Origin of the sequence: Algoriella xinjiangensis, from assembly GCF_900115015.1 — a bacterium.
GTDB classification, from domain to species: Bacteria; Bacteroidota; Bacteroidia; order Flavobacteriales; family Weeksellaceae; genus Empedobacter; species Empedobacter xinjiangensis.
Genome location: NZ_FOUZ01000001.1, coordinates 166,880 through 188,034, shown reverse-complemented (window position 1 = coordinate 188,034; position 21,155 = coordinate 166,880). Strand labels below are relative to the sequence as shown.

The following is a 21,155-nucleotide window of genomic DNA, read 5'->3' as shown; positions in this document are numbered from 1 at the left end:
TACTATTTTAAGTTTTCGGTTTTTACGCCATCCATATCACTGTAATCCATGTTTTCTCCTGCCATTCCCCAAATAAATGAATAATTAGAAGTTCCAGCTCCCGAGTGAATTGACCATTCTGGTGACAAAACTGCTTGGTGATTTGTCATAAAAATATGACGAGTTTCGTCTGGTTGTCCCATAAAATGACTTACAGTTTGTTCTTCAGCTAAATTAAAATAGAAGTAAGCTTCCATTCTTCTTTCATGTGTATGCGCTGGCATTGTATTCCATACACTACCTTCGTGTAATTCTGTCAAGCCCATTTGTAGCTGACATGTTTTTAAAACACTATTTACGAGAAGCTTATTTATTGTTCTTTTGTTTGAATATTTTAACTCTCCTAATTCTACAATTTCAGCTTCTTTTTTCGTGATTTTTATTGTTGGATAAGTGCAGTGAGCAGGAGCAGAGTTGATATAAAAATACGGTTGTTCTGTTCCTACCTTATCAAAAATTATTTCTTTATTCCCTTTTCCTATATATAGAGCTTCTTTATTATTTAATTCATAAATAGTTCCATCAACAGTTATTTTTCCTGCTCCGCCGACATTTATTATTCCTAATTCTCTTCTTTCTAAAAAATAATTAGCCTTAAGATCATCTGTAGGTTCTAGTTTTAGAGGCTTTGATACAGGTAAAATACCACCAATTATCAAACGATCGTACATCGTATACACTAATTTTATTTGGTCAACTAAAAATAGATCAGTAATTAAGAATTGATCTCTTAGTTCTTCTGTTGTATATTTTTTTACATCATTTGGATGATGAGCATAACGAAATTCAGAATTTGTCATTTTTTCAAATATTTATAGATAATTAAAATAATGTAATCGATTACATTTAAATTAAAAGAAATTATTACAAATCGATTGTTGTAAAAATAGAAATATATTTTTAATAACGTATATAAAACACCATAAAAAAAATAATTTTAAAACATTAATAATTATTTAATTGATTTTTAGTGTTTTGAATTTTGTTTTGTTGTGAAATGCAAAAAAATAAACCTATTTTTATTTAAATTTAATACATAAGCTGATGAAAAAATCTCTCTTTTTTATAAATTATATTATTCCTTTTGAGTAAAATTTATTTTAATCATTGAACAAAAAAAAAGATATTTTATACTTAAATTAAATTTTATTCAAAAATAAATCCCGTTTAAAAAAGTTTTAAACGAGATTGTTTATTATTATAAATTTTGAAATTATCAATAGGTAATTTTAATTATGTTTTGCAAAGAAAGCTGTTAGCGCCTTGTACAATTGTTCTGGTTCTTCGGCGGGTACGTTATGAGAGGCATTTTTGATGTAAACCAATTCTTTATCTTTTTTAGGTACATTTTTAAGTGCTTTATAAATCATTTTACCAGATTCTGTACCAATTGCGTAATCTAAATCTCCTTGAATAACCAAGATTGGCGTTTTAATAACCGCAAGTTCATCCAAAATATTAAGATTATTGTAAGCTTCTTGACCATGAAAAACTTCGTTAATGTATTCAAATCTTGTCATCGCTTGTTCTAAAAGTTCTGGCGTATATTTAACGCGAGTATAGAATTCTGGATCATTAAAAATTTTGTCTTTGGCTGCTTTTTTTTCGGGTTGAGCCCAGTAAACATCAAATCCTAAATCTTTTGGAATCACATATCTTATCGTATTCATATCACTAAAAAAGCTTTTGAAACCACTTTTTTCGATTACATCTAACTCTTTTAAAATCTCTTTATATCGGTTGAGTTTAACTGTATCATTTGTTTTTTTAATCAAATTTTTTGCTAGTTTTCTTTCATGTTTTATCAAGGCAAGACTATTGTGTTTGATATTTGCAGTTCCAGAATTACTAATAAATGAATTGATTTTTTCTTGATGTTTTATCAAATACAAAAAACCATACATTCCGCCCCAAGAAGAGCCTAAAAGATTGATTTTTTTGTTTGGATATTTATTTTTTATGTAATCGACTACAAGGTCCAAATCTTTTACAAATTGGTCTGTTGTTAGCATCGATTTATCTTTCCATTCGTCAGATTTTCCACTTCCTCTTTGGTCAAAATAAACCATTAAATAATCTTGTTCGAAAATATTTCTAAAAAATTCGTGGTCAACATTAAAAGCGCCTGGTCCGCCGTGTAGCGTGATGATTATCTCTTTCTCAGGATTTCCAACAATTCTAGCATACAGATTCGATTTTTCTATCGGTATAAAAATTTCTGTGTCTACTTGCTTATTTTTTTCATTGTCAATATTCTGTGCGAAGATATTGAGCGATAAAAATATAAAAATGATAATATTTAGTTCTTTCATTTGTGTTAATTTATGTATTTAATTAGTGTAATTATAGTTGATTTGGTTAATTATTTTTTGGTAAATGATTCAGTTTTCTATTTAATCCAAACTTCTTTATTTTTGAAGTCAATTGTAAAAACATACTTGCTAATTGCATCAAAATTCAGAACTCCATCATAAATAATATCTCTTATAAAAGGCTTTATTTTGAGCTTTTTATCGCCAATTATGAAATCAGATTCGGGATTATCGTTTTGAGATTCCTTTTCAATATTCCAAATTTTAGCGCTTTCATTTGATAAAAGTAGTGGTCCGCTATTACCAGAATCGAAAAGAAACCAATAGAGATTGTCTTGTTTAGGGATTCCAATAAATATATTTAATTCGGCACCTTCCAAACCGTTAGCAAATCTTGTTGTTAAAAGTGATTTTTCTTTTATAGCTTTCTTTGCAGACGTTTTATTCTCTATTATTAATATATTCTTAGAAAGTTCAACGGTTAGAATTGTTTCAGCAAAAGATTTAAGAGAAATAACGCCGTCAATTTTCGGAAATTCTTTAGGCAGAATACTCATCAAATCCCAAACACCAACAGTTGGATGAAATATTTTTGTATTACCTATTAAGAGTGAAATACTATCAGATTTTTGAGCTTTAATCATTTCTCCACTCATCCTAAATCCTGTTGTACTTCCGTAGATTTTTTTCTTAATTGTATTCGCAATCTCTGGCGAAATAATTGTTTCTGCCCCACCAGTATCAAATAGAAAATTATATTTTTTTCCTTCGATGAAAACGTCGACGGTTTTCATATTTTCAATATAAGGTTTAAGTTTTATCGTGTCTTGCGCAAACATTTGATTGGCAATACTTAAAAATAGTAAACTATATAATACTTTCTTTATTCGCATAACTATTTAGATTTTTTTAGACATGAATATTTCATGTTATTGATTGTTCGATTTTAACCAGTTAAGCATCGTATCCATACCAACTATATTATTTTCAGCTAATAATTCTGTGGCTTTTAGAAGTTCTCCATTTTGTAATTGAAGCATAATATTTTCGTGTTGATTGCTCGATTTTTCAACCATTTTATTCATTGCCATGTACGCATATTCATAGCGTTGCGATTGCAGATGTAAGGTTTTTATCATTTTCAACAGTCTCTCATTTGGACAATTGGAAAGTAATAATATGTGCCAACGTTCATCCAATTCAACCACTTCTTTGGGCGATTTTGTATTGAGAAGTTTTAAATTAATTTCATTTAATTCATCCAAAACTTTTTTAGTTGGTACTCCCGATAACTCCAAAGCAAACGATTCTAATTTTGCTCTCAATGGATAAATTTCATAAATATCAGCTTCAGAAAATGGCGCTAATCGATAACCTTTTCTCGCTTCAGATACCACAATTCCTTCCCATTCTAATTGCTGAAGTGCTTCTCTAAGCGGTGTACGACTAATGTTTAATATTTCAGTTAGTTGTATTTCTCGCATTGGTTCGTTGGGTAATATTTTACCATCAATTATCAATTGCCACAATGCTTTTATAATCTGACTTTTTAAAGATTCTTGTGTTATCATATTAAAAAATGTATATTGTATACAATATACAAACATAATGATTTTTATTTAACTATATCATTATATATGATGTTTTTATTTATCCAATACATCTTTATAAAAACAATTCAATCTAAAAATTATATTGCATATCTTTATTGATAGATGTTTTACAAGTAAATTGTAGAAATTATACTATAAAGTAATTTTGTATTTATATGAATAAAGAATTTTTTAAAAATATTTTAACTACTCAAATTCCAATTGCTTGGATTGCGGGTGTTCGTTTAGAATCTTGGGAAGAGCATAAAGTTGCAACTCGAGTAAAATTAGGTTTCTTAAATCAGAATCCTTTCAAAAGTATGTTTTGGGCTGTGCAAGGTATGGCTGCCGAATTTTCTTCGGGATTAATGGCAAACGCTAAAATTGCACAATCGGGCGAAGATGTTTCGATGCTAGTTTTGGGTATGCAATCTAAATACTTAAAAAAAGCTATCGGAAAAATTGTTTTTACATGCGAAGATGGTGAAAAAATAGACGCTGCAATTAAAGAAGCAATCGAAACCAAAAAAGGAGTTTCGTTAAATGTAACAAGTAAAGGAGTTGATAAAGAAGGCGATGTAGTTTCTGAATTTCAATTTACTTGGACTTTTAAGGTTAGAGAGAAAAAATAATTCAAAGAATTTTAAACAATTAAACTCAACTAAATGAGTGATTTAATTGAGTTTAATTGTTTAGCTATACATTTTTTTAGAATAGAAATTATCTCATCAATTTCATCAAAAGTAAGATGAGCAAATCCAATTCGCATTCCAATTATTTGATGAGTTTGATACAAAATTGTTTGCGGAATATGTAAATCATATTTTTCTGCATCAGTTTTCAATTGCATTAAATTAAGCTGAATATTCCAATTTATCCAAACTGCTAAACCACCTTTCGGAAGTGTAAAAGAGAGTTGATTTTCAAACTCATTGAGCAAATTATTACAAAAATAATCACGTCTTTCTTTGTATTCTTTTCGCAACTTTTTCAACACACGATGTATTTCTCCTTCATCAATCATTTCCCCAATTACTTGTTCAATAAACGGATCAACTTGTTGATCAAGAATATACAAATGTTTTTTTGCTTCTTCGATAAAATTTTGAGGCGCAATCAAAAAACCAACGCGATAACCAGGCGCAAGATAATTCCCGAATTTTCCCGTATAAATTACCATTCCGTTTTGGTCGGTACTCGCCAAAGGCAAAATGGGATGATTAGAATAATGAAAGTCAAAATCATAATCATCTTCAATAATCACAAAACCAAATTCTTTCGAAAGATTTACCAATTCTATTCGCCTTTCCGAACTCAAAGTAACAGTTGTCGGATAATGATGATGTGGCGTAAGATAAAGCATTCGGATAGGAAACTGTTCGCAAATTTGCCTTAAATCTGAAGTATTAATTCCGTTTTCATCCGTTTTTATTTGTTTGATTTTTACATTTTGTGTCTGAAAAATCATGTTACTTTTATAATAACTTAAATTAGAAACCGCAACAAATTCATTTTCTTTTAATAAGATTCGAGCAGTCAGAAACAAAGAAATTTCGGCACTTCTTGTTACTAAAATATTATTTTTAGAAAGATGTAAACCTCTCGTAAGGTTAAGATAATTAGTTAAATGACTTAAGAAATAATCATTCTGAGATTGATTGATTTTTCGGACTGATGATTTTCTTTTTAATATTGTTGAATATAATTTTGCTGGAATTTTAAGCTCCGCCAATCGTGGATCAACCGTTCCATCAGTTAAATATAAGCGTTGAGTAAAATTTTCGTACGGATGATCTAATAAAAATGATTTCTCGAAAGTAAAACCCGTTTCATCCGAATATGAATTAATATTATACGTTTGATTTGTATCTATTTTCTGAAATTTTTGCGTCGTTTGATTCAAAACAAAACTTCCTTTATTCGGAATAATTTCTATCCAGCCTTGCGCTTCTAATTCCTGAAAACTAGCAACAATTGTGTTACGATGCAAATTAAAAATCGTACTCATTTGGCGTGTTCCAGGCAATTTTGTTCCAATCGGTAAATAGCCCAATTGTATAGCTTTTGCCATTTGATTTGCTAATTGCAGATAAATTGCAGTTTCTGCATTTCGATCAATTTCAATAAAACTATTGAAAGGAATTTCAGCCGGACTATTCATAATTTATAAATCGGTACGTTTTAATAGTTCGGAAAGTTACTAATTTCGCGCAGAATATAGTTCTATTCCTACAAATTTTAATTAAAATGAAGAAGTTTACTGTGGTATTATTTTTTGCTGCACAATCTATTTTTGCACAAAATATAACTGATACCATTGCGATTGGAGAGGTTTCTATTTTAGATAATCGTCTAAACACGCCATTATCTAAAGAAAATAGAAATATTTATGTTTTAGATAAAGCTGAAATTAATAAGTTGCCAGCTCGTTCTTTGCAAGATGTTTTGCAATATGCGGCTGGAGTTGATTTGAGACAACGCGGACCATTTGGTACCCAAGCCGATATTAGTATGGATGGCGGTAGTTTTGAGCAAACGCTAATTTTATTGAATGGTGTAAAAATTATGGATCATCAAACGGCTCATAATGCACTAAATTTACCAATTCCATTAGAGGCAATAGACCGTATAGAAGTTGTTCGCGGCCCAGCTGCGCGCATGTATGGGAACAATAGTTTAACAGGAGTTATTAATATTGTAACGCGTCAGCCAAAGAAAACTGGTCTTTATGCTAACACTTATTTTGGGACAAATTTTGAGAAAGATAGCGAAGATACGGGTGATACATTTACAAATAGAGGTGTGCAATTTGGTGCTAATTTAGCCAAGGAAAAACATCAACATCAGTTGTATGCAAGTCACGATTGGGGAAATGGATACCGTTACAACACAGCATACGAGAATAATAAAATTTATTATCAAGGTAATTTTCAGTTTGATGACAACAATAGTTTAATAGCATCGTATGGTTATGTGAAAAATGGTTTTGGAGCCAATGGTTTTTACGCTGCACCTGGAGATAAAAATTCAAAAGAAGTTGTAGAAACGACTTTGGTTACTTTACAAGCTAAAAATAAATTGACTGATCGTTGGTCTATAGCGCCACGTTTTAGTTACCGTTATAATTTTGATGATTACCGTTATTTTAAAAATGATTTAAGTAAAGCGCGTTCGTTGCATTATTCTAACTCAGTTTCGGGAGAAATTAATTCTACTTATCAATTAAATAAAGGTCAAATTGGAGTTGGAGTAGAGTATCGAAATGAACAAATTACATCAACAAGTATTAAAAATCATACACGAGATAATGTAGGATTTTACGCTGAATATAAAACCGATATTACACCAAAATTGAATGTAAATGTTGGGACTTATGTTAATTATAATTCGCAATATGGTTGGCAAGCTTTTCCAGGTTTAGACGCAAGTTATTCGGTAAATACTAACCTTAAAATTGTTGCAAATGCAGGTACAAGTCAACGTATACCATCGTTTACAGATTTATATTTAGATCAACGACCAGGAAATATTGGAAATGAAAATGTTGAATCTGAGAAAGCTTTTCAAACAGAATTTGGTTTTAAATACAACAAAAGAAATTGGACGTTTAATGCGTATTATTTCTATCGTTCTATTTCAGAATTTATTGATTGGGTAAGATTAACGACAAATGAACCTTGGCAAGCGCAAAATTTTGGTGATTTAAAAACGCATGGTTTTAATACAAAAGTTGGTTATGGCGTTCATTTAGCAAGTAATCAAAACTTGAAATTTGCATTGAGTTATTCGTATTTAGATCCAAAATTTGAAAATGTTGACGATCAATACAATTCAAAATATAAAATAGAAAGTTTAAAACATCAAGTAATTAATACGATTGATTATCAGTTGGGCGGAACAACTTTATCTGTTGCAAATCGCTATAACACGCGTCAATCCTATAAATCGTATTGGATTACAGATTTACGATTGAATCATACATTCAAAAATAATCTAGGTGTTTATATTGATGCTCAAAATATTTTTAATACAACATATAATGAAGCTGGCGCTATTCCTTTGCCATCACGATGGTTGAGTGTAGGAGTGAAGTTTGTAGGAATTTAGTATCCTTATCATATATTATTTAAACCAAAGAGCCAACTTTCTTAGGAAAAGTTGGCTCTTTTTTTTATTTTGTAACCAAACCATATTCAATCGCCAAAGTTATGGCAGAACTTAAATTGGATGTTTTAAATTTTTCAATCAAGTTTTTTCGATGACTGTCCACAGTATGCGTGCTAATAAATAATTTGTCTGCAATTTGTTGTGTTGTCAATCCCAAAGCAGCTTCGGCAAGGATTTCTTTTTCTCGACGCGTTAATTTCGGAATAGTATTTAAGCCATCTTTCTCTTTTTTGTTCATCACACTTTTGGTCTGCGAACATAAAAAAATCTTACCATCAAAAATAGAATTTATGCCTTCGACAATTTCGTCAACAGAAGCATTTTTTTGAATGTAACCAGAAGCACCTTCTTCTAAACAACTATTTATCACAGCATATTCGTTGTGCACGCTCAACATAATAATGTGCATTTCGGGATATTTCTTTTTTAGCGGTTTTATTAACTCTATACTATTGGTGTTGTCTAGGTTAATATCCAACAATAAAATATCAATTTCTACAGTTGTTAATGCGTCTTGCAAAGCTTTTGCAGATGAATAACATTCGACTGTATTGATTGTTGGTTGATTGGATAATATATTTTTTAATCCCTCTAATAATAAAGGGTGATCGTCTGTAATACCTATTTTTATCATAGTTATATTTTTGGAAATTGAAATTCAATACTCGTTCCTAGATTTTCTTCTGAATGTATATTTAACGTTCCTTTTAAAAATTCTACACGAGATTGTATGTTGTGTAAACCGGCAGATTGATTAAGTTTTAAATCATTAATATCAAAACCTTTTCCGTCATCTTCTACGGTAATTGTATAGTTAGAATCTTCTACAAATTGAATAATAATTTGCGATGCATTGGCGTGTTTTATCGCGTTATTGACCAATTCTTGTATAATGCGGTAAACAAATAATTGCGTTTCTTTGTTAAGAGAATCGGTGTAACTTAAAAACTGTACATCAACATCTAATTGATCATTTGACATACGAATCGCATATTCTTTCAACGCTTCTTCTAAACCATATTTTATCAAAAGATCGGGCATTAAATTATGCGCCACACGACGCAATTCATCAACTGCGCCATCTAATTGATGAATAGATTTATCTAAATCGGGTTTTACTTGTTCGTTTATTTTATCATTTAAATGTGTCAATTGTATTTTTGTTCCCGATAATAAACCGCCCAAACCATCGTGTAAATCTCTTGCCAAACGCGCTCTTTCTAGTTCTTGTCCGTCTAATAATGCGGTAAGTGTAGAAATTTTAGAATTTTGACGTTCTTTCTCTAACTCTAAGTTGTAAAGTTCTTCGCGTTGTTTCATACTTTTTGTACGCTGCTTTAAAAAGTAAAAAAGGAAAAGGAGCAAAATCACAAAAAAAACAATCAAAACAATGTAATATTTATTGATTTTGTTCTTGTAATTAAGTTCTTGTATATAATGAACCAAATCTAATTTTCGGTTTTTATTTTCTAGTTTAGATAATCTCAAATCTTGTTTAGAAATTGTCAATTCTTGTGCGCGTTTATCAGATTCTAATTGAGAAAGTTTTAATTTTTTTCGTTGAAATTCTTCACTTAATTTTGAGTTTGTTAACTCTTGTTCTTGTTGAATTCCAAGTGAATGCATTAACTGTATTTGCTGTTCTTTTTTCTCTGATTCTAATTGTAAACGAATCATTTGTTGCTGTTGACGTTCTTTTTCAAATTGCGCTTCTAAACGTTTACTTAGTTGTATTTTTTCTTGATCGTAAATAGATTTGTACGTTGTTACATACATTTTATGGTAACGTAAAGCTTCGGCAAAATTGCCTTCTTTCTCGTTAATATCCGACAAACTTTCATAAATTGATAAAACAGTTTGTTGATCATTTAGCGCAGATTCATTAATTATTTTTAAAGAATTTAGTAAATATGATTTTGCTGTTTTATAATCATTTTTCTCTAAAGCAATTTCGGCCATCAAACCATAAGAAGAAGCTAAATGATTGGCTTGATCAGTTTCTAAACTCACATTTTTAGCTAATTCTGCATAATACAATGCTTTATCTCTGTAAACTTTTGGATAAAAACGCAAGTATAAATTGGCTAAATTATTGGCCACAAATGATAAATTTGAAGGAAATGGAATTTCAGCTTTATTTTTGTTATACGTATTAATTGCTAGTACATAGTATTTTTCCGATAGATCTCTTAAATAGATATTTTTTTGATTTAGAGTAAATTGCTGTTCATACAAATAACCCATCATCATGTAAGCATCAAAAATTGCATTCGGATTATTTTGTTTAATTGCAACTTCTAACGATAATTTACTGTATTTTTCTTGTAATTCATAATCATCCCAATTGGCATAAATACTTGTTAATTCTTTATAAGTTGCTGATAATCGACCTAAAATTGTAGCAGATTTAGGTGCTTTTTCATAATGTTTTGCAGCTTCTATAAAGTTTTTTACGGCTTTAGATTCCTCGTTATTCCTTACATTTAACCAACCTTCACAATAACTTACATATCCTTTTATTTCTTGATCTGTGGTTTGATTACTGTACTTTTTTGCTTTTTCTAAACTATGATTTGACGCATTCAGATTATTTTCTAAGCGATTATTCATTGCTGAAATTGAATACAAATAAGCAGCATATTTACCATCTGATTTTTGTTCGGCTAACTGAATATTTTGATTTAAAATGTTGAATGCTTTTTCTTGTTGATCATTAAAAAACAAAGCTTGCGCATATTTACCTGCAATCTCAAAACGTTGGGGTGTGTTAGGAGTAGATTTAGAATATTGCGCTTCAAAATTCTTTAAAACTTCTTGTCCATTCAAAATAGAACAAATGAAAAACGTACAACACAAAAGTAGTTTTAGAAAGTAATTTTTATGAGTAAAAAATTGGTTGTACATGTGTCTAAAAATGAATTTATTTAAGCTAATATAGTGTCTTTTATGTTTTTATAGAAATTTATAAAATTTAATTAAAAAGGTTTATTGTAAATAAAAGAAACTTAAGTAATTAGTTTAAATTACTTAAGTTCACATTAATTAAAATTATAAATGAGTATAATGAAAAGATTGATTATTGTTTGAATATAATTTGTAAATTATGATGTTCGCCTTGTTCGATAATTCCATTTAAATTTCGATCAACAATAAATAAAATATTTACTTCATCCGAATCATAGCCTCTCCAATCCATTTCTGCATCATATTGGTAAATTCCGCCAAGCGTCCATTCGTAAATATCCCATTCACCCGACTTTCCGATGTTTTCTACACGCTTATCTTTATTCGAAACATAGTATAAATATTGATGTCCTTCATCGGATAACATCGGATAATTTTCTTTCAAATTATTCTCAATCGCGAAACCTGTACCTGGTTCAAAATAAGGAATTTCTTCGAGTGATTGACCTTCCAATTCAATGTCTATTTTATGATCTGTAACCAAAGCTCTTGCTGCATAAAACAAATTCTTTTTTTCCTGATACGGTTTATTAAGATATTGTATACTAAAAGTTTCTGGTTGAAGCGTGATTGTTTGGTCGGTATCATAAACATTAAAAATTTGATTTCCTTGCTTTATGACCACATTATCAGTCGAATATTCTTGTGCTTGTAGTAGATTTGTAAAGGTAAATAGCGTAACTAAAAGTGTTATTTTTTTCATGGATGATTCATAATTTTACAGAGCTAAATTAACATTCAATTTTTTATTAAAAATCACTAGAAATAATGAATTGTGATTGGATTTATTCCGAAAAGGTTTTAAATATTTATATTCGTCTTTAATATTCTATCAACATGAAAAAATCAGTTTTGCTTTATCTTTTAATTCTTGCATTCCATACCAATTATAGTTATGCGCAATCAATTAATTCTGAAAAAGAAGACAATTGGATTATTGGAAAATGGTATCCTGCGTATTTTTATTATGATGATGGCGAAGGAAATGAAGTAAAAAAAGAATTTGATTTATGTATAACAGAATCGTATTTAGAATTTAATGTAAAAAATAAAAAGAACCTTTTTAAGGCTGATTATACAGAAGGAAATCAGTGTGATTTTGATAATAAATCTATGCAAGGTCAATTTATTTTAGATGGAATTAACCAAGAATTTACACTAAAATATGAGAAAGGAGTGAAGCAAAAATATCCGTATCAATTAATTGATAAAAATGTTTTGGTTCTTTTTGAATATAAAGATATTGATGGCGACGGGAATATAGATAAAGTAATGAATTATTATATGAAAAAATAATTTAACCTATTTTAAATTAAAGCTTTAAGTTTATTTACCTAAAGCTTTAATTCTACTTTTATTTCGTGAATCAATTAGTGATGCCACTGCCCAAATTGCTGCAGGAATCCATCCAATAATTGTAATTTGTAGTATAAAACACAAAATTGCAGTTAATATTTTTCCTCTTAAAAGAAATGAAATTGAAGGGAATAAAATAGCTAATAATATCATGAATTTTATTTTTTTAAGTTTTGCATTATTTCGTCGTATTGATAAATAGAAACTGAATTTATTTCGTCTTTTGAATCAATTTTTATGATTGCTTTTGCTAAATTTTCAACTTTCATTGCTTTGTATTTGCTTAAAGTTCCCATTAAAAATAAATCAATAATCGGAAAAATTTTAGCACCAACTTTTTCTGCAAATCGATATTCTTTTCTTTCTCCAATTAATAGCGAAGGTTGATAGATATACAATGAAGGAATATTGGCATTTTGTAATAAATATTCCGCTTCGCCTTTCATATTTAAGTAAAAATTAGAAGCATTTTTATTTGCGCCAATCGCAGAAACATAATGAAAATTTTGCAAACCTTTGGTTTTACCAATTTCTGCATAAATCAACGGAATTTCGATCTCTATTTTACGATATGCTATTAAATCTGGTGTTTGTTTTCGCGTTGTTCCCAAACACGAAAAGATAGAATCAATGTGATTAATTTGACTAAAATCTGGCACTGAATTAAAATCAGTAACAATTTCTATTAACTTAGAATGCTGAATTGGTTGAGGTTTTCGAACTAATGTAATAACTTTTGTATAGGAAGAATCATTCAATAATTCATTCAAAATTACTGAACCAACCAATCCTGTACTACCCAAAATTAAAGCAGTTTTCATTTTTCTAAATATTCATTAACAACCAATACCAAGCGCCATTTACATCGCCTTGATCCAATAATTTACTCGCAACTTGATGACGAACTTCAGCCGATTTAAACTTCTGAATATCTAAACGTTCTTTTAATTGAGATTTAAAACTTTCAATCATTTCTGGCGTTGGTAAATTTTCTACATTTCCCAATTGTCCTAAATGATTTCCTGTTAAATAATTCGAGTTTTTTACATCTTTAGGTAATTGATCAATTCCTAAGCCAACTGTACGTGTCGGTTTTTCGACTTCGAAAATAGATTCTGGAATTACGCGGCAATAAAAATCGCCACCCATACGCGCCACCAAATCTAAATCGTAAGGCGAAACTTTATTTTCTTCGTCCAATAAATCTTCATGAATATGTAATTTAACAACTTCCGCAATCACTAAATTAGCTGCGCCAGGTTGATCTGTAATCGAAATTACTTCGCGTATTTTACACTCTAACTGAATAGGAGATTCTCCAACACGAGGCGGTTTTACAATTTCCGAAGCCAATTCTGTAAAACCAGCTTTTACAAACTCATTTACACCTTTTGGGTATTCTACACTTGCTAATGACTGTTGTTGTACAATCGAATAATTGACAATATTGATGACACATTCTGGATGTTCCCAAATGTTTTCTAATGTATGTTTTGTAGAACCGTCGCGCATTTTTCGTAATGGCGAAAAGACACAAATAGGAGGGTTTTGTCCCATCAAATTGAAGAAAGAAAATGGACTTAAATTTACATTTCCATCTTTATCTATCGTACTTGCAAAGCAAATAGGGCGTGGTGAAATAGCGTGTTTTAGTAAATCGTCAAAAGTTTTAGTATTTGGCTCGAATGATTTTGTAATTTGCATGAAATTGAGATTTAGTGTTGATAAAGATGAACAGAATTTATTAATTTTCCTAATCCGGTTACAGACATTTCGACAATATCTTCGGGCTGTAACCATTGTTCTTTGTAGGATGAATCTTTACGTTTTCCAGTTCCATTTAACTCTAAAAAACAACCAGTTCCTACAGTTCCAGAACCAATAATATCACCAGGAAATAATTTAACACCATAGGAAATACGTTCTATGATTTCGGCAAAAGTCCAATGTATATCTTTAAAATTACCTTTCGAAACTTCTTTGCCATTTACAGCGCATGTCATTTCAAGATCATAACAATTCCCGATATGACCAGCTTTTGGCTCAACCTTATAATTTTCTAATTCGTGCGGCGTAACCAAATATGGTCCAAACATCGATGCAAAATCTTTTCCTTTTGCGGGACCAAGATTCAATTTCATTTCTTCCATTTGCAACGCACGTGCACTCAAATCATTCAAAATCATAAAACCACCAATATATTCATCCGCATTTTCGGCTTTGATATTGATTCCTTCTTTTTTGATAACAATTGCAATTTCTAGCTCAAAATCCATTCGATCAAAATGCTTTTCCATTGCATAAATTTTTCCTGGACCTTGAATTGCTTGATGATTAGAAAAATAGAAAACAGGAAACTGATCAAACTCCTCAATCATTGGTAAACCTCTATTTAAGCGAGAAGTTTCGACATGTTGACGAAACGCATACGCATCTCGAAAACTTGAAGGATGTGGAATTGGTGCCAAAATTTGAGGTTCTATGACAATTGCATTTTTATATAAACCTCGATTAATTTCGTGAATTATTTGCTGACAAATCGGAAACGAAAAGTCGTCATCAGTTAATAAATCGGTTAAAGTTTTTGGAAGATTTGAATTAATTTTTTCTAAATCATAAATAGTTGCTTGATCAACAAGTCCTATTTTTTCTTGCTTGTTATCTAAGAAAGTAACGAATTTCATTTCATGTTATTTGAAATGTGAAGATACAATTTTGTTTTTGAAGACAAATGAAATTTGATTCGGAAGATGAATAAAATTGATAAATTGTAGGTATAAAAAAGCCCCGAAGGTAGTCGAGGCGCTAAATGTTTTCACAACGGAATAATCCTTATTGTGAGTTCCTTTCAATTGTAAATATATTAAAAATTTTCAATATATGTATATCGTTAATATTGTTTATTTAACTTTTTCTATAATTTGATCAAATTCTTTGTTGAGTAATAATTTATATAATTCAATTACTTCGTCCCAAGAATTGGCTTTAGATTCGATTAAATCATCATCTTCAAAATCAATAATAAGGCTTAAATTTTTTCTGACTTCGATAATATTTTCATCATCACCAATAACACTTACCCAAATAGCATCATTTTCGTCATCCATTTCTTTTAGTTCGTCAATCGCTAAAATAATGTCGTCTAGTGTTACATTATCTTCAGAATCTGACCAAGCGCGTTGCAAATAATTTTCTATTTGAATCATCAATTTATTACATGTTTTATGGCTCAAATATACTAAAAATAGATTTTTATATAAATATGTAATTCTAAAAAACAGCTTCTGCCACTTTTTTTGTATTACTAGAATTACTCATTGTGTAAAAATGTAAGCCAGGAACGCCAAAAGCTTTTAATTCTTTACATTGATTAATGCACCATTCTAAACCAATTTCTTTAATAGCTTCCTTATCTTTCGCTTTTAAAACTTCCATTGCTAAAGATTCTGGTAAATCGATATAAAAATTTTGCGGAATAGATGTTAAATGATTAAATGTAGTTAATGGTTTAATTCCTGGTATAATTGGAATATTAATATCCATTTCGCGGCATTTTTTCACAAAATCAAAATATTTCTGATTATCAAAAAACATTTGTGTCACAATATAATCAGCACCCAATTCTACTTTCTTTTTCAGATAATACATATCCATACCAAGATTTGGCGATTCAAAATGCTTTTCAGGATAACCTGCAACACCAATACAAAAATCCATTTTATGCGATTCTTGTAAATCATCATCCAAATAATTTCCGGTATTTAAAGCCGTAACTTGCTCTATTAATTCCGACGCATAGGCATGACCACCGCTTTCGGGTACAAAAGATTTTTCTGTTTTAATCGGATCACCGCGTAAAACCAAAAGATTATCAATTCCCAAAAAGTTTAAATCAATCAATGCATCTTCTGTATCTTCTTTTGTAAAACCACCACAAATCAAATGCGGAATAGCATCAACTTTATAATGATTTTGAATTGCCGCACAAATTGCCACCGTACCAGGACGTTTTCTAACCTGATAACGTTTCAACAAACCATTTTCTTTCTGTTTGTAAATAAACTCTTGTCGATGATAGGTTACATCTATAAAAGCAGGCTGCAACTCAACCAAAGGATCCAAAGTTTTGAATGTACAATTTACATCTTGCCCTTTCAGAGGCGGTAAAATCTCAACAGAAAACAATGTTTTTCCATTTGCACGTTCTATATGTTCAGTAACTTTCATTTTATCTCGTTTTACGAAATTTTAATTCCGTTTATATTTAATAGCAATGAGATAAATCTCACATCTAAATTCTTTATTTGGGCGTTCCCTTCGGGCGGGCTTTTCGTTACAATCTTTGCTAAAAAAGCAAAGGATTTTCACTACAATCCCTAACGCATTTTTTAATTTTGTTCTAAGTTCTACTGTCATTCCGAGCTTGTCGAGGAATCTTTAGTTCATCAATTCGTCATTCTAGATTCATTTCAGAATCACATCATAATTTGTAAAACTTCAGATTTCTCCATTCGTCGAAATGACATTTTTTCTGTCGTTCAGAATTTACCGAGGAATCTTCAATTCGTCATTCTGAACTCGTTTCAGAATCACATCATAATTTATAAAACTTCAGATTTCTCCATTCGTCGAAATGACATTTTTTCTGTCGTTCAGAATTTACCGAGGAATCTTCAATTCGTCATTCTGAACTCGTTTCAGAATCACATCATAATTTGTAAAACTTCAGATTTCTTCATTCGTCGAAATGATATTTTTTTCTGTCATTCAGAATGCAGTGAAAAATCTAAAATATTAACTTACGCCAAATTAGGACCTAACCAACGTTCGGCCAATTCAATCGAAATGTTTTTACGTTTAGCAAAATCCTCAACTTGATCCATTTTTATTTTCCCAACACCAAAATATTTAGCCGCAGGATTTCCGAAGTAATACCCCGAAACCGACGAAACTGGATACATTGCCAATGAACTTGTTAAATTAATTTTTGCATTATTTTCTACATCCAAGATTTTGAAAATAGTTTGTTTTTCTAAATGATCAGGACATGCAGGATAACCAGGCGCAGGGCGAATTCCTTTGTATTTCTCTGCAATTAATTCATCATTCGATAAGGTTTCATCATTTGCATAACCCCAATAATCTTTTCTTACCAATTTGTGCAAAAACTCTGCATAAGCCTCAGCCAAACGATCGGCAATTGCTTTTACCATAATCGAGTTGTAATCGTCCAAATCTTTTTCATATTGATTGGCAACATCTTCTATTTCTTGACCAGTTGTAACCGCAAAAGCGCCCATATAATCTTGAATATTACTTTCTTTTGGCGCAATAAAATCCGCAATTGAAATATTTGGAGCATCTTTCGATTTCTTAGCTTGTTGACGAATTGTATAAAATTCATCTACTTTTTCATCGTTTTTATCAAATAATTCAATCGTATCATCATTGATTGTGTTGGCTTTAAATAATCCAAAAACAGCTTTTGGATGAGCTAAATTCTCATTATCAATTTTATTTAACATCGCCAATGCATCAACATATAATTCTTTGGCATTTTCGCCGACAATTTCATCTTCTAAAATTGCAGGGAATTTTCCGTGTAAATCCCATGTTTTGAAAAACGGCGTCCAATCAATAAAATCTCTTAAATCACTAACTTTTGCTTGATGCGTAAAAACGCCCAATTGTTTTGGTTGAAAAGGTTTATTGACTTCAAAATCAATTTTTAATTTATTTTTTCGAGCATCTTCAATTGATAAATAATCTTTTGCTACAGCACGATTTAAATAACCTTCTCTAATTTTTGTGTAATCAATTTGAGTATCTTCAATCAGTTCTTTTTGTTGTGTACCAACTAATTTTGTACACACCGTAACCGAGCGAGAAGCGTCTAATACATGAATTGCATTGCTATATTCTGGTGCAATTTTTACGGCTGTATGCGCTTTAGAAGTCGTTGCGCCACCAATCATCAATGGAATTGAAAGATTAAGGCGTTTCATTTCTTTTGCAACATGTACCATTTCGTCTAACGAAGGCGTAATTAAGCCAGAAAGTCCAATTACATCTACTTTTTGTTTTAAGGCTTCTTCTAATATTTTTTCTGCAGAAACCATTACACCTAAATCAATAATTTCAAAACCATTACAGCTTAAAACTACTGATACAATGTTTTTTCCAATGTCATGAACATCACCTTTTACGGTTGCCATTAACACTTTTGATGGTTCTTTTTCTGTTTTATTTCGTAATTTTTCTTCTTCTAAATAAGGTGTTAAATATGCCACGGATTTTTTCATTACACGAGCAGATTTTACAACCTGAGGAAGAAACATTTTTCCGCTTCCAAATAAATCTCCAACTACATTCATTCCATCCATCAATGGACCTTCAATTACTTTAAGTGGCGATTCTATTTTAGCTAAAGCTTCGGCTGTGTCTTCGTCAATGTATTCTGTAATTCCTTTAACTAAGGCAATTTCAATACGTTTTTCTAAAGGTAATTCGCGCCAAGCATCATCTTTTTTCTTCTCTTTTGTAATTCCTTTTAATCCTTCCGCAAAATCAATTAATCGTTCGGTTGCATCATCGCGACGATCCAATAAAACATCTTCAACATGCTCTAATAAATCTTTTGGAATATCATCATAAATCTCAATCATTTCGGGATTTACAATTCCCATATCCATTCCGTGCTGAATTGCATGGTATAAAAACGAAGTGTGCATTGCTTCGCGAACGGCATTATTCCCACGAAACGAAAACGAAACATTTGAAACTCCACCAGAAACTAACGCATGTGGTAGATTTTCTTTGATCCATTTTGTAGCTTCAAAAAAGTCGATTGCATTACGGCGATGTTCGTCCATTCCTGTTGCAACAGGAAAAATATTTACATCAAAAATGATATCTCTTGGATTAAATTTTACTTGATTAACCAAAATATCATACGAACGTTGCACAATTTCTATACGTCTTTGGTAATTATCTGCTTGACCATTTTCGTCAAAAGCCATCACGACAGTTGCAGCACCATAACGTTTGATTTTTTTGGCATGTTCAATAAACAATTCTTCACCTTCTTTTAGCGAAATAGAGTTTACAATTGCTTTTCCTTGCACGTTTTTAAGACCAGCTTCTATAATTTCCCATTTCGAAGAATCAATCATAATTGGAACTTTCGAAATATCTGGTTCAGAAGCAATCAAACGTAAATATTTTACCATCGAAGCAACACCATCAAGCATACCTTCATCCATATTAATATCGATGATTTGTGCGCCACCATCTACTTGATCGCGGGCAACTTGTAGCGCTTCTTCAAATTTTTCTTCTTTTATTAAGCGTAAGAATTTTTTAGAACCCGTAACATTTGTACGTTCTCCGACATTTACAAAGTTTGAATTTTCGCGGACAATTAAAGGTTCTAATCCTGAAAGTTGAATTTTTATGCCTGACATTGCGCGCTAATTTTTCTTGGTTCGTATTCTTTTGCTAAATCAGCCATTAATTGGATATGTTCTGGTGTTGTTCCGCAACATCCGCCAATAATATTGACTAATTTTTTTTCTAAAAATGGACGAATATGATCGCGCATAACTTCTGCGGTTTCATCGTATCCACCAAATGCATTTGGAAGTCCTGCGTTTGGATAAGCGCTTACATAAAATGGTGCTTTTTCTGCTAAAACTTCTAAATATGGAATTAAATCTGTTGCGCCTAAAGCACAATTTAATCCAACAGAAAGTAAATCGATATGTTCTAAAGAAATCAAAAATGCTTCGGTTGTTTGTCCAGAAAGAGTACGTCCAGATTTATCAGTAATCGTTCCTGAAGCCATTAACGGAACATTGATTCCTGTAGCTTCAATCGCATCTTGAATTCCGAAAAATGCTGCTTTCGCATTTAAAGTATCAAAAATAGTTTCGACTAATAAAGCGTCAACACCACATTCTAACATTGTTTTTGCTTGTAAAAAATATACATTCGCCAACGTATCAAAATCGACATCTCGGTAACTTGGATCGTTAACTTGAGGCGAAATTGATGCTGTTTTGTTTGTAGGACCCAAAGAACCAACTACAAAACGAGGTTTGTCTGGTGTAGAATATTCGTCGCAAGCTTCTCTTGCTAAACGAACAGCTTCTCGGTTTAATTCGTCAACCAAATGAACCATATCATAATCAATCATTGAAATGATATTGGCGTTAAAAGTATTGGTTTCGATTAAATCTGCATCGGCCGCTAAATATTCGCGGTGAATATTCTTAATGATTTCGGGTTGAGTTAAAACCAATAAATCATTGTTACCTTTTAGGGATGTATGAAAGTCTTTAAAACGTTCTCCACGATAATCTTCTTCTTGTAAATTATGCTTCTGAATCATCGTTCCCATCGCACCGTCTAAAATAACAATACGTTCTTTTAGTATATCGTCTAATTTCATTTTGATAATCTTAATAAATAAAGCCTTATAGGGAAGAATAGTGAAGTTACTCCTTATCTTTCTCTTAAATTAGAGTAGGATGTAGCACCCAACTTTTTTGGGTTGCCAAGATTTCAGCGGGCCTATTCCCTCGATCTTTCTCTATAAGGTACTTGCAAAAGTATCTAATCTTATTAAAATAAAAAAATGATAACGATAAAAAAGAATTCTTAATTATGTGACAATAAAATAAGTTAATCGTTACATATAATTGAATTAAGAAATAGTGTGTATTTT

At 30.8% G+C, this 21,155-nt stretch carries 19 protein-coding genes and 1 riboswitch; of the genes, 3 read left to right on the top strand and 16 right to left on the bottom strand.

All coding sequences use genetic code 11. The annotated features are described in order from the left end of the window. Positions 1-2: 2 nt before the first annotated feature. The 4 genes from kduI to BM072_RS00810 all read right to left on the bottom strand — a co-directional run bounded on the left by kduI (position 3) and on the right by BM072_RS00810 (position 3,922). Positions 3-839: a 5-dehydro-4-deoxy-D-glucuronate isomerase gene (kduI, locus tag BM072_RS00825; protein WP_092905601.1), complete on the bottom strand. Its 837-nt coding sequence runs from the start codon at positions 837-839 to the stop codon at positions 3-5. Positions 840-1,268: 429 nt separating this feature from the next. Then, positions 1,269-2,351, bottom strand: coding sequence for an alpha/beta hydrolase (locus tag BM072_RS00820; protein WP_092905599.1), 1,083 nt, complete (start codon positions 2,349-2,351; stop codon positions 1,269-1,271). A gap of 77 nt (positions 2,352-2,428) precedes the next feature. Next, positions 2,429-3,244, bottom strand: coding sequence for an aspartyl protease family protein (locus BM072_RS00815; protein ID WP_092905598.1), 816 nt, complete (start codon positions 3,242-3,244; stop codon positions 2,429-2,431). Positions 3,245-3,280: 36 nt separating this feature from the next. Next, positions 3,281-3,922: a GntR family transcriptional regulator gene (locus BM072_RS00810; protein WP_177190225.1), complete on the bottom strand. Its 642-nt coding sequence runs from the start codon at positions 3,920-3,922 to the stop codon at positions 3,281-3,283. Between the two features lie 197 nt (positions 3,923-4,119). On the opposite strand from BM072_RS00810, the gene BM072_RS00805 reads away from it, so the two are divergent. After that, positions 4,120-4,575 carry a DUF4442 domain-containing protein gene (locus BM072_RS00805; protein WP_092905594.1) on the top strand — a complete coding sequence of 152 codons (456 nt, stop codon included), beginning with the start codon at positions 4,120-4,122 and terminating at the stop codon, positions 4,573-4,575. A gap of 29 nt (positions 4,576-4,604) precedes the next feature. On the opposite strand, the gene BM072_RS00800 is transcribed toward BM072_RS00805, so the two are convergent. After that, positions 4,605-6,104, bottom strand: a complete 1,500-nt coding sequence (locus BM072_RS00800; protein ID WP_092905592.1) for an aminotransferase-like domain-containing protein — start codon at positions 6,102-6,104, stop codon at positions 4,605-4,607. A gap of 86 nt (positions 6,105-6,190) precedes the next feature. On the opposite strand from BM072_RS00800, the gene BM072_RS00795 reads away from it, so the two are divergent. Continuing rightward, positions 6,191-8,050: a TonB-dependent receptor plug domain-containing protein gene (locus BM072_RS00795; RefSeq protein ID WP_092905590.1), complete on the top strand. Its 1,860-nt coding sequence runs from the start codon at positions 6,191-6,193 to the stop codon at positions 8,048-8,050. A gap of 64 nt (positions 8,051-8,114) precedes the next feature. Here BM072_RS00795 and BM072_RS00790 read toward each other — a convergent pair whose 3' ends face one another. The 3 genes from BM072_RS00790 to BM072_RS00780 all read right to left on the bottom strand — a co-directional run bounded on the left by BM072_RS00790 (position 8,115) and on the right by BM072_RS00780 (position 11,777). Continuing rightward, positions 8,115-8,744 (bottom strand): response regulator transcription factor, encoded by a 630-nt coding sequence (locus tag BM072_RS00790; RefSeq protein WP_092905588.1) that lies wholly within the window; start codon positions 8,742-8,744, stop codon positions 8,115-8,117. Positions 8,745-8,746: 2 nt separating this feature from the next. Next, the gene (locus BM072_RS00785) at positions 8,747-11,014 is read right to left on the bottom strand and encodes an ATP-binding protein (protein ID WP_092905586.1); all 2,268 of its coding nucleotides are present in this window, start codon (positions 11,012-11,014) and stop codon (positions 8,747-8,749) included. Positions 11,015-11,186: 172 nt separating this feature from the next. Beyond that, the gene (locus BM072_RS00780) at positions 11,187-11,777 is read right to left on the bottom strand and encodes a hypothetical protein (protein WP_092905585.1); all 591 of its coding nucleotides are present in this window, start codon (positions 11,775-11,777) and stop codon (positions 11,187-11,189) included. 134 nt (positions 11,778-11,911) lie between these two features. Here BM072_RS00780 and BM072_RS00775 point away from each other — a divergent pair, with 134 nt between their 5' ends. Beyond that, the gene (locus BM072_RS00775; RefSeq protein WP_092905583.1) at positions 11,912-12,370 is read left to right on the top strand and encodes a lipocalin family protein; all 459 of its coding nucleotides are present in this window, start codon (positions 11,912-11,914) and stop codon (positions 12,368-12,370) included. 30 nt (positions 12,371-12,400) lie between these two features. Here BM072_RS00775 and BM072_RS00770 read toward each other — a convergent pair whose 3' ends face one another. The 8 genes from BM072_RS00770 to BM072_RS00735 all read right to left on the bottom strand — a co-directional run bounded on the left by BM072_RS00770 (position 12,401) and on the right by BM072_RS00735 (position 20,879). Next, a complete protein-coding gene (locus tag BM072_RS00770) occupies positions 12,401-12,583 on the bottom strand; it encodes a YqaE/Pmp3 family membrane protein (RefSeq protein ID WP_092905581.1) in 183 nt (60 codons plus the stop codon). Between the two features lie 5 nt (positions 12,584-12,588). Then, on the bottom strand, positions 12,589-13,251 hold the full coding sequence (locus tag BM072_RS00765) for an NAD(P)H-binding protein (RefSeq protein ID WP_092905579.1): 663 nt from the start codon (positions 13,249-13,251) through the stop codon (positions 12,589-12,591). 4 nt (positions 13,252-13,255) lie between these two features. Continuing rightward, positions 13,256-14,134 (bottom strand): flavin reductase family protein, encoded by an 879-nt coding sequence (locus tag BM072_RS00760; protein WP_092905577.1) that lies wholly within the window; start codon positions 14,132-14,134, stop codon positions 13,256-13,258. Positions 14,135-14,145: 11 nt separating this feature from the next. Beyond that, positions 14,146-15,114: a fumarylacetoacetate hydrolase family protein gene (locus BM072_RS00755; protein ID WP_092905575.1), complete on the bottom strand. Its 969-nt coding sequence runs from the start codon at positions 15,112-15,114 to the stop codon at positions 14,146-14,148. Between the two features lie 216 nt (positions 15,115-15,330). Next, positions 15,331-15,636 carry a hypothetical protein gene (locus BM072_RS00750; protein ID WP_092905573.1) on the bottom strand — a complete coding sequence of 102 codons (306 nt, stop codon included), beginning with the start codon at positions 15,634-15,636 and terminating at the stop codon, positions 15,331-15,333. A 64-nt stretch (positions 15,637-15,700) separates the two neighbouring features. Beyond that, positions 15,701-16,657 (bottom strand): methylenetetrahydrofolate reductase [NAD(P)H], encoded by a 957-nt coding sequence (metF, locus tag BM072_RS00745; protein WP_092905571.1) that lies wholly within the window; start codon positions 16,655-16,657, stop codon positions 15,701-15,703. A gap of 572 nt (positions 16,658-17,229) precedes the next feature. Then, entirely contained in the window at positions 17,230-19,893 is a 2,664-nt protein-coding gene (gene metH, locus BM072_RS00740) for a methionine synthase (protein WP_092905569.1), read from the bottom strand. Then, entirely contained in the window at positions 19,881-20,879 is a 999-nt protein-coding gene (locus BM072_RS00735) for a homocysteine S-methyltransferase family protein (protein ID WP_092905567.1), read from the bottom strand. The genes metH and BM072_RS00735 overlap by 13 nt, the downstream gene beginning before the upstream one ends. A gap of 50 nt (positions 20,880-20,929) precedes the next feature. Further along, a riboswitch (SAM riboswitch) is annotated at positions 20,930-21,029 on the bottom strand. Positions 21,030-21,155: the final 126 nt, after the last annotated feature.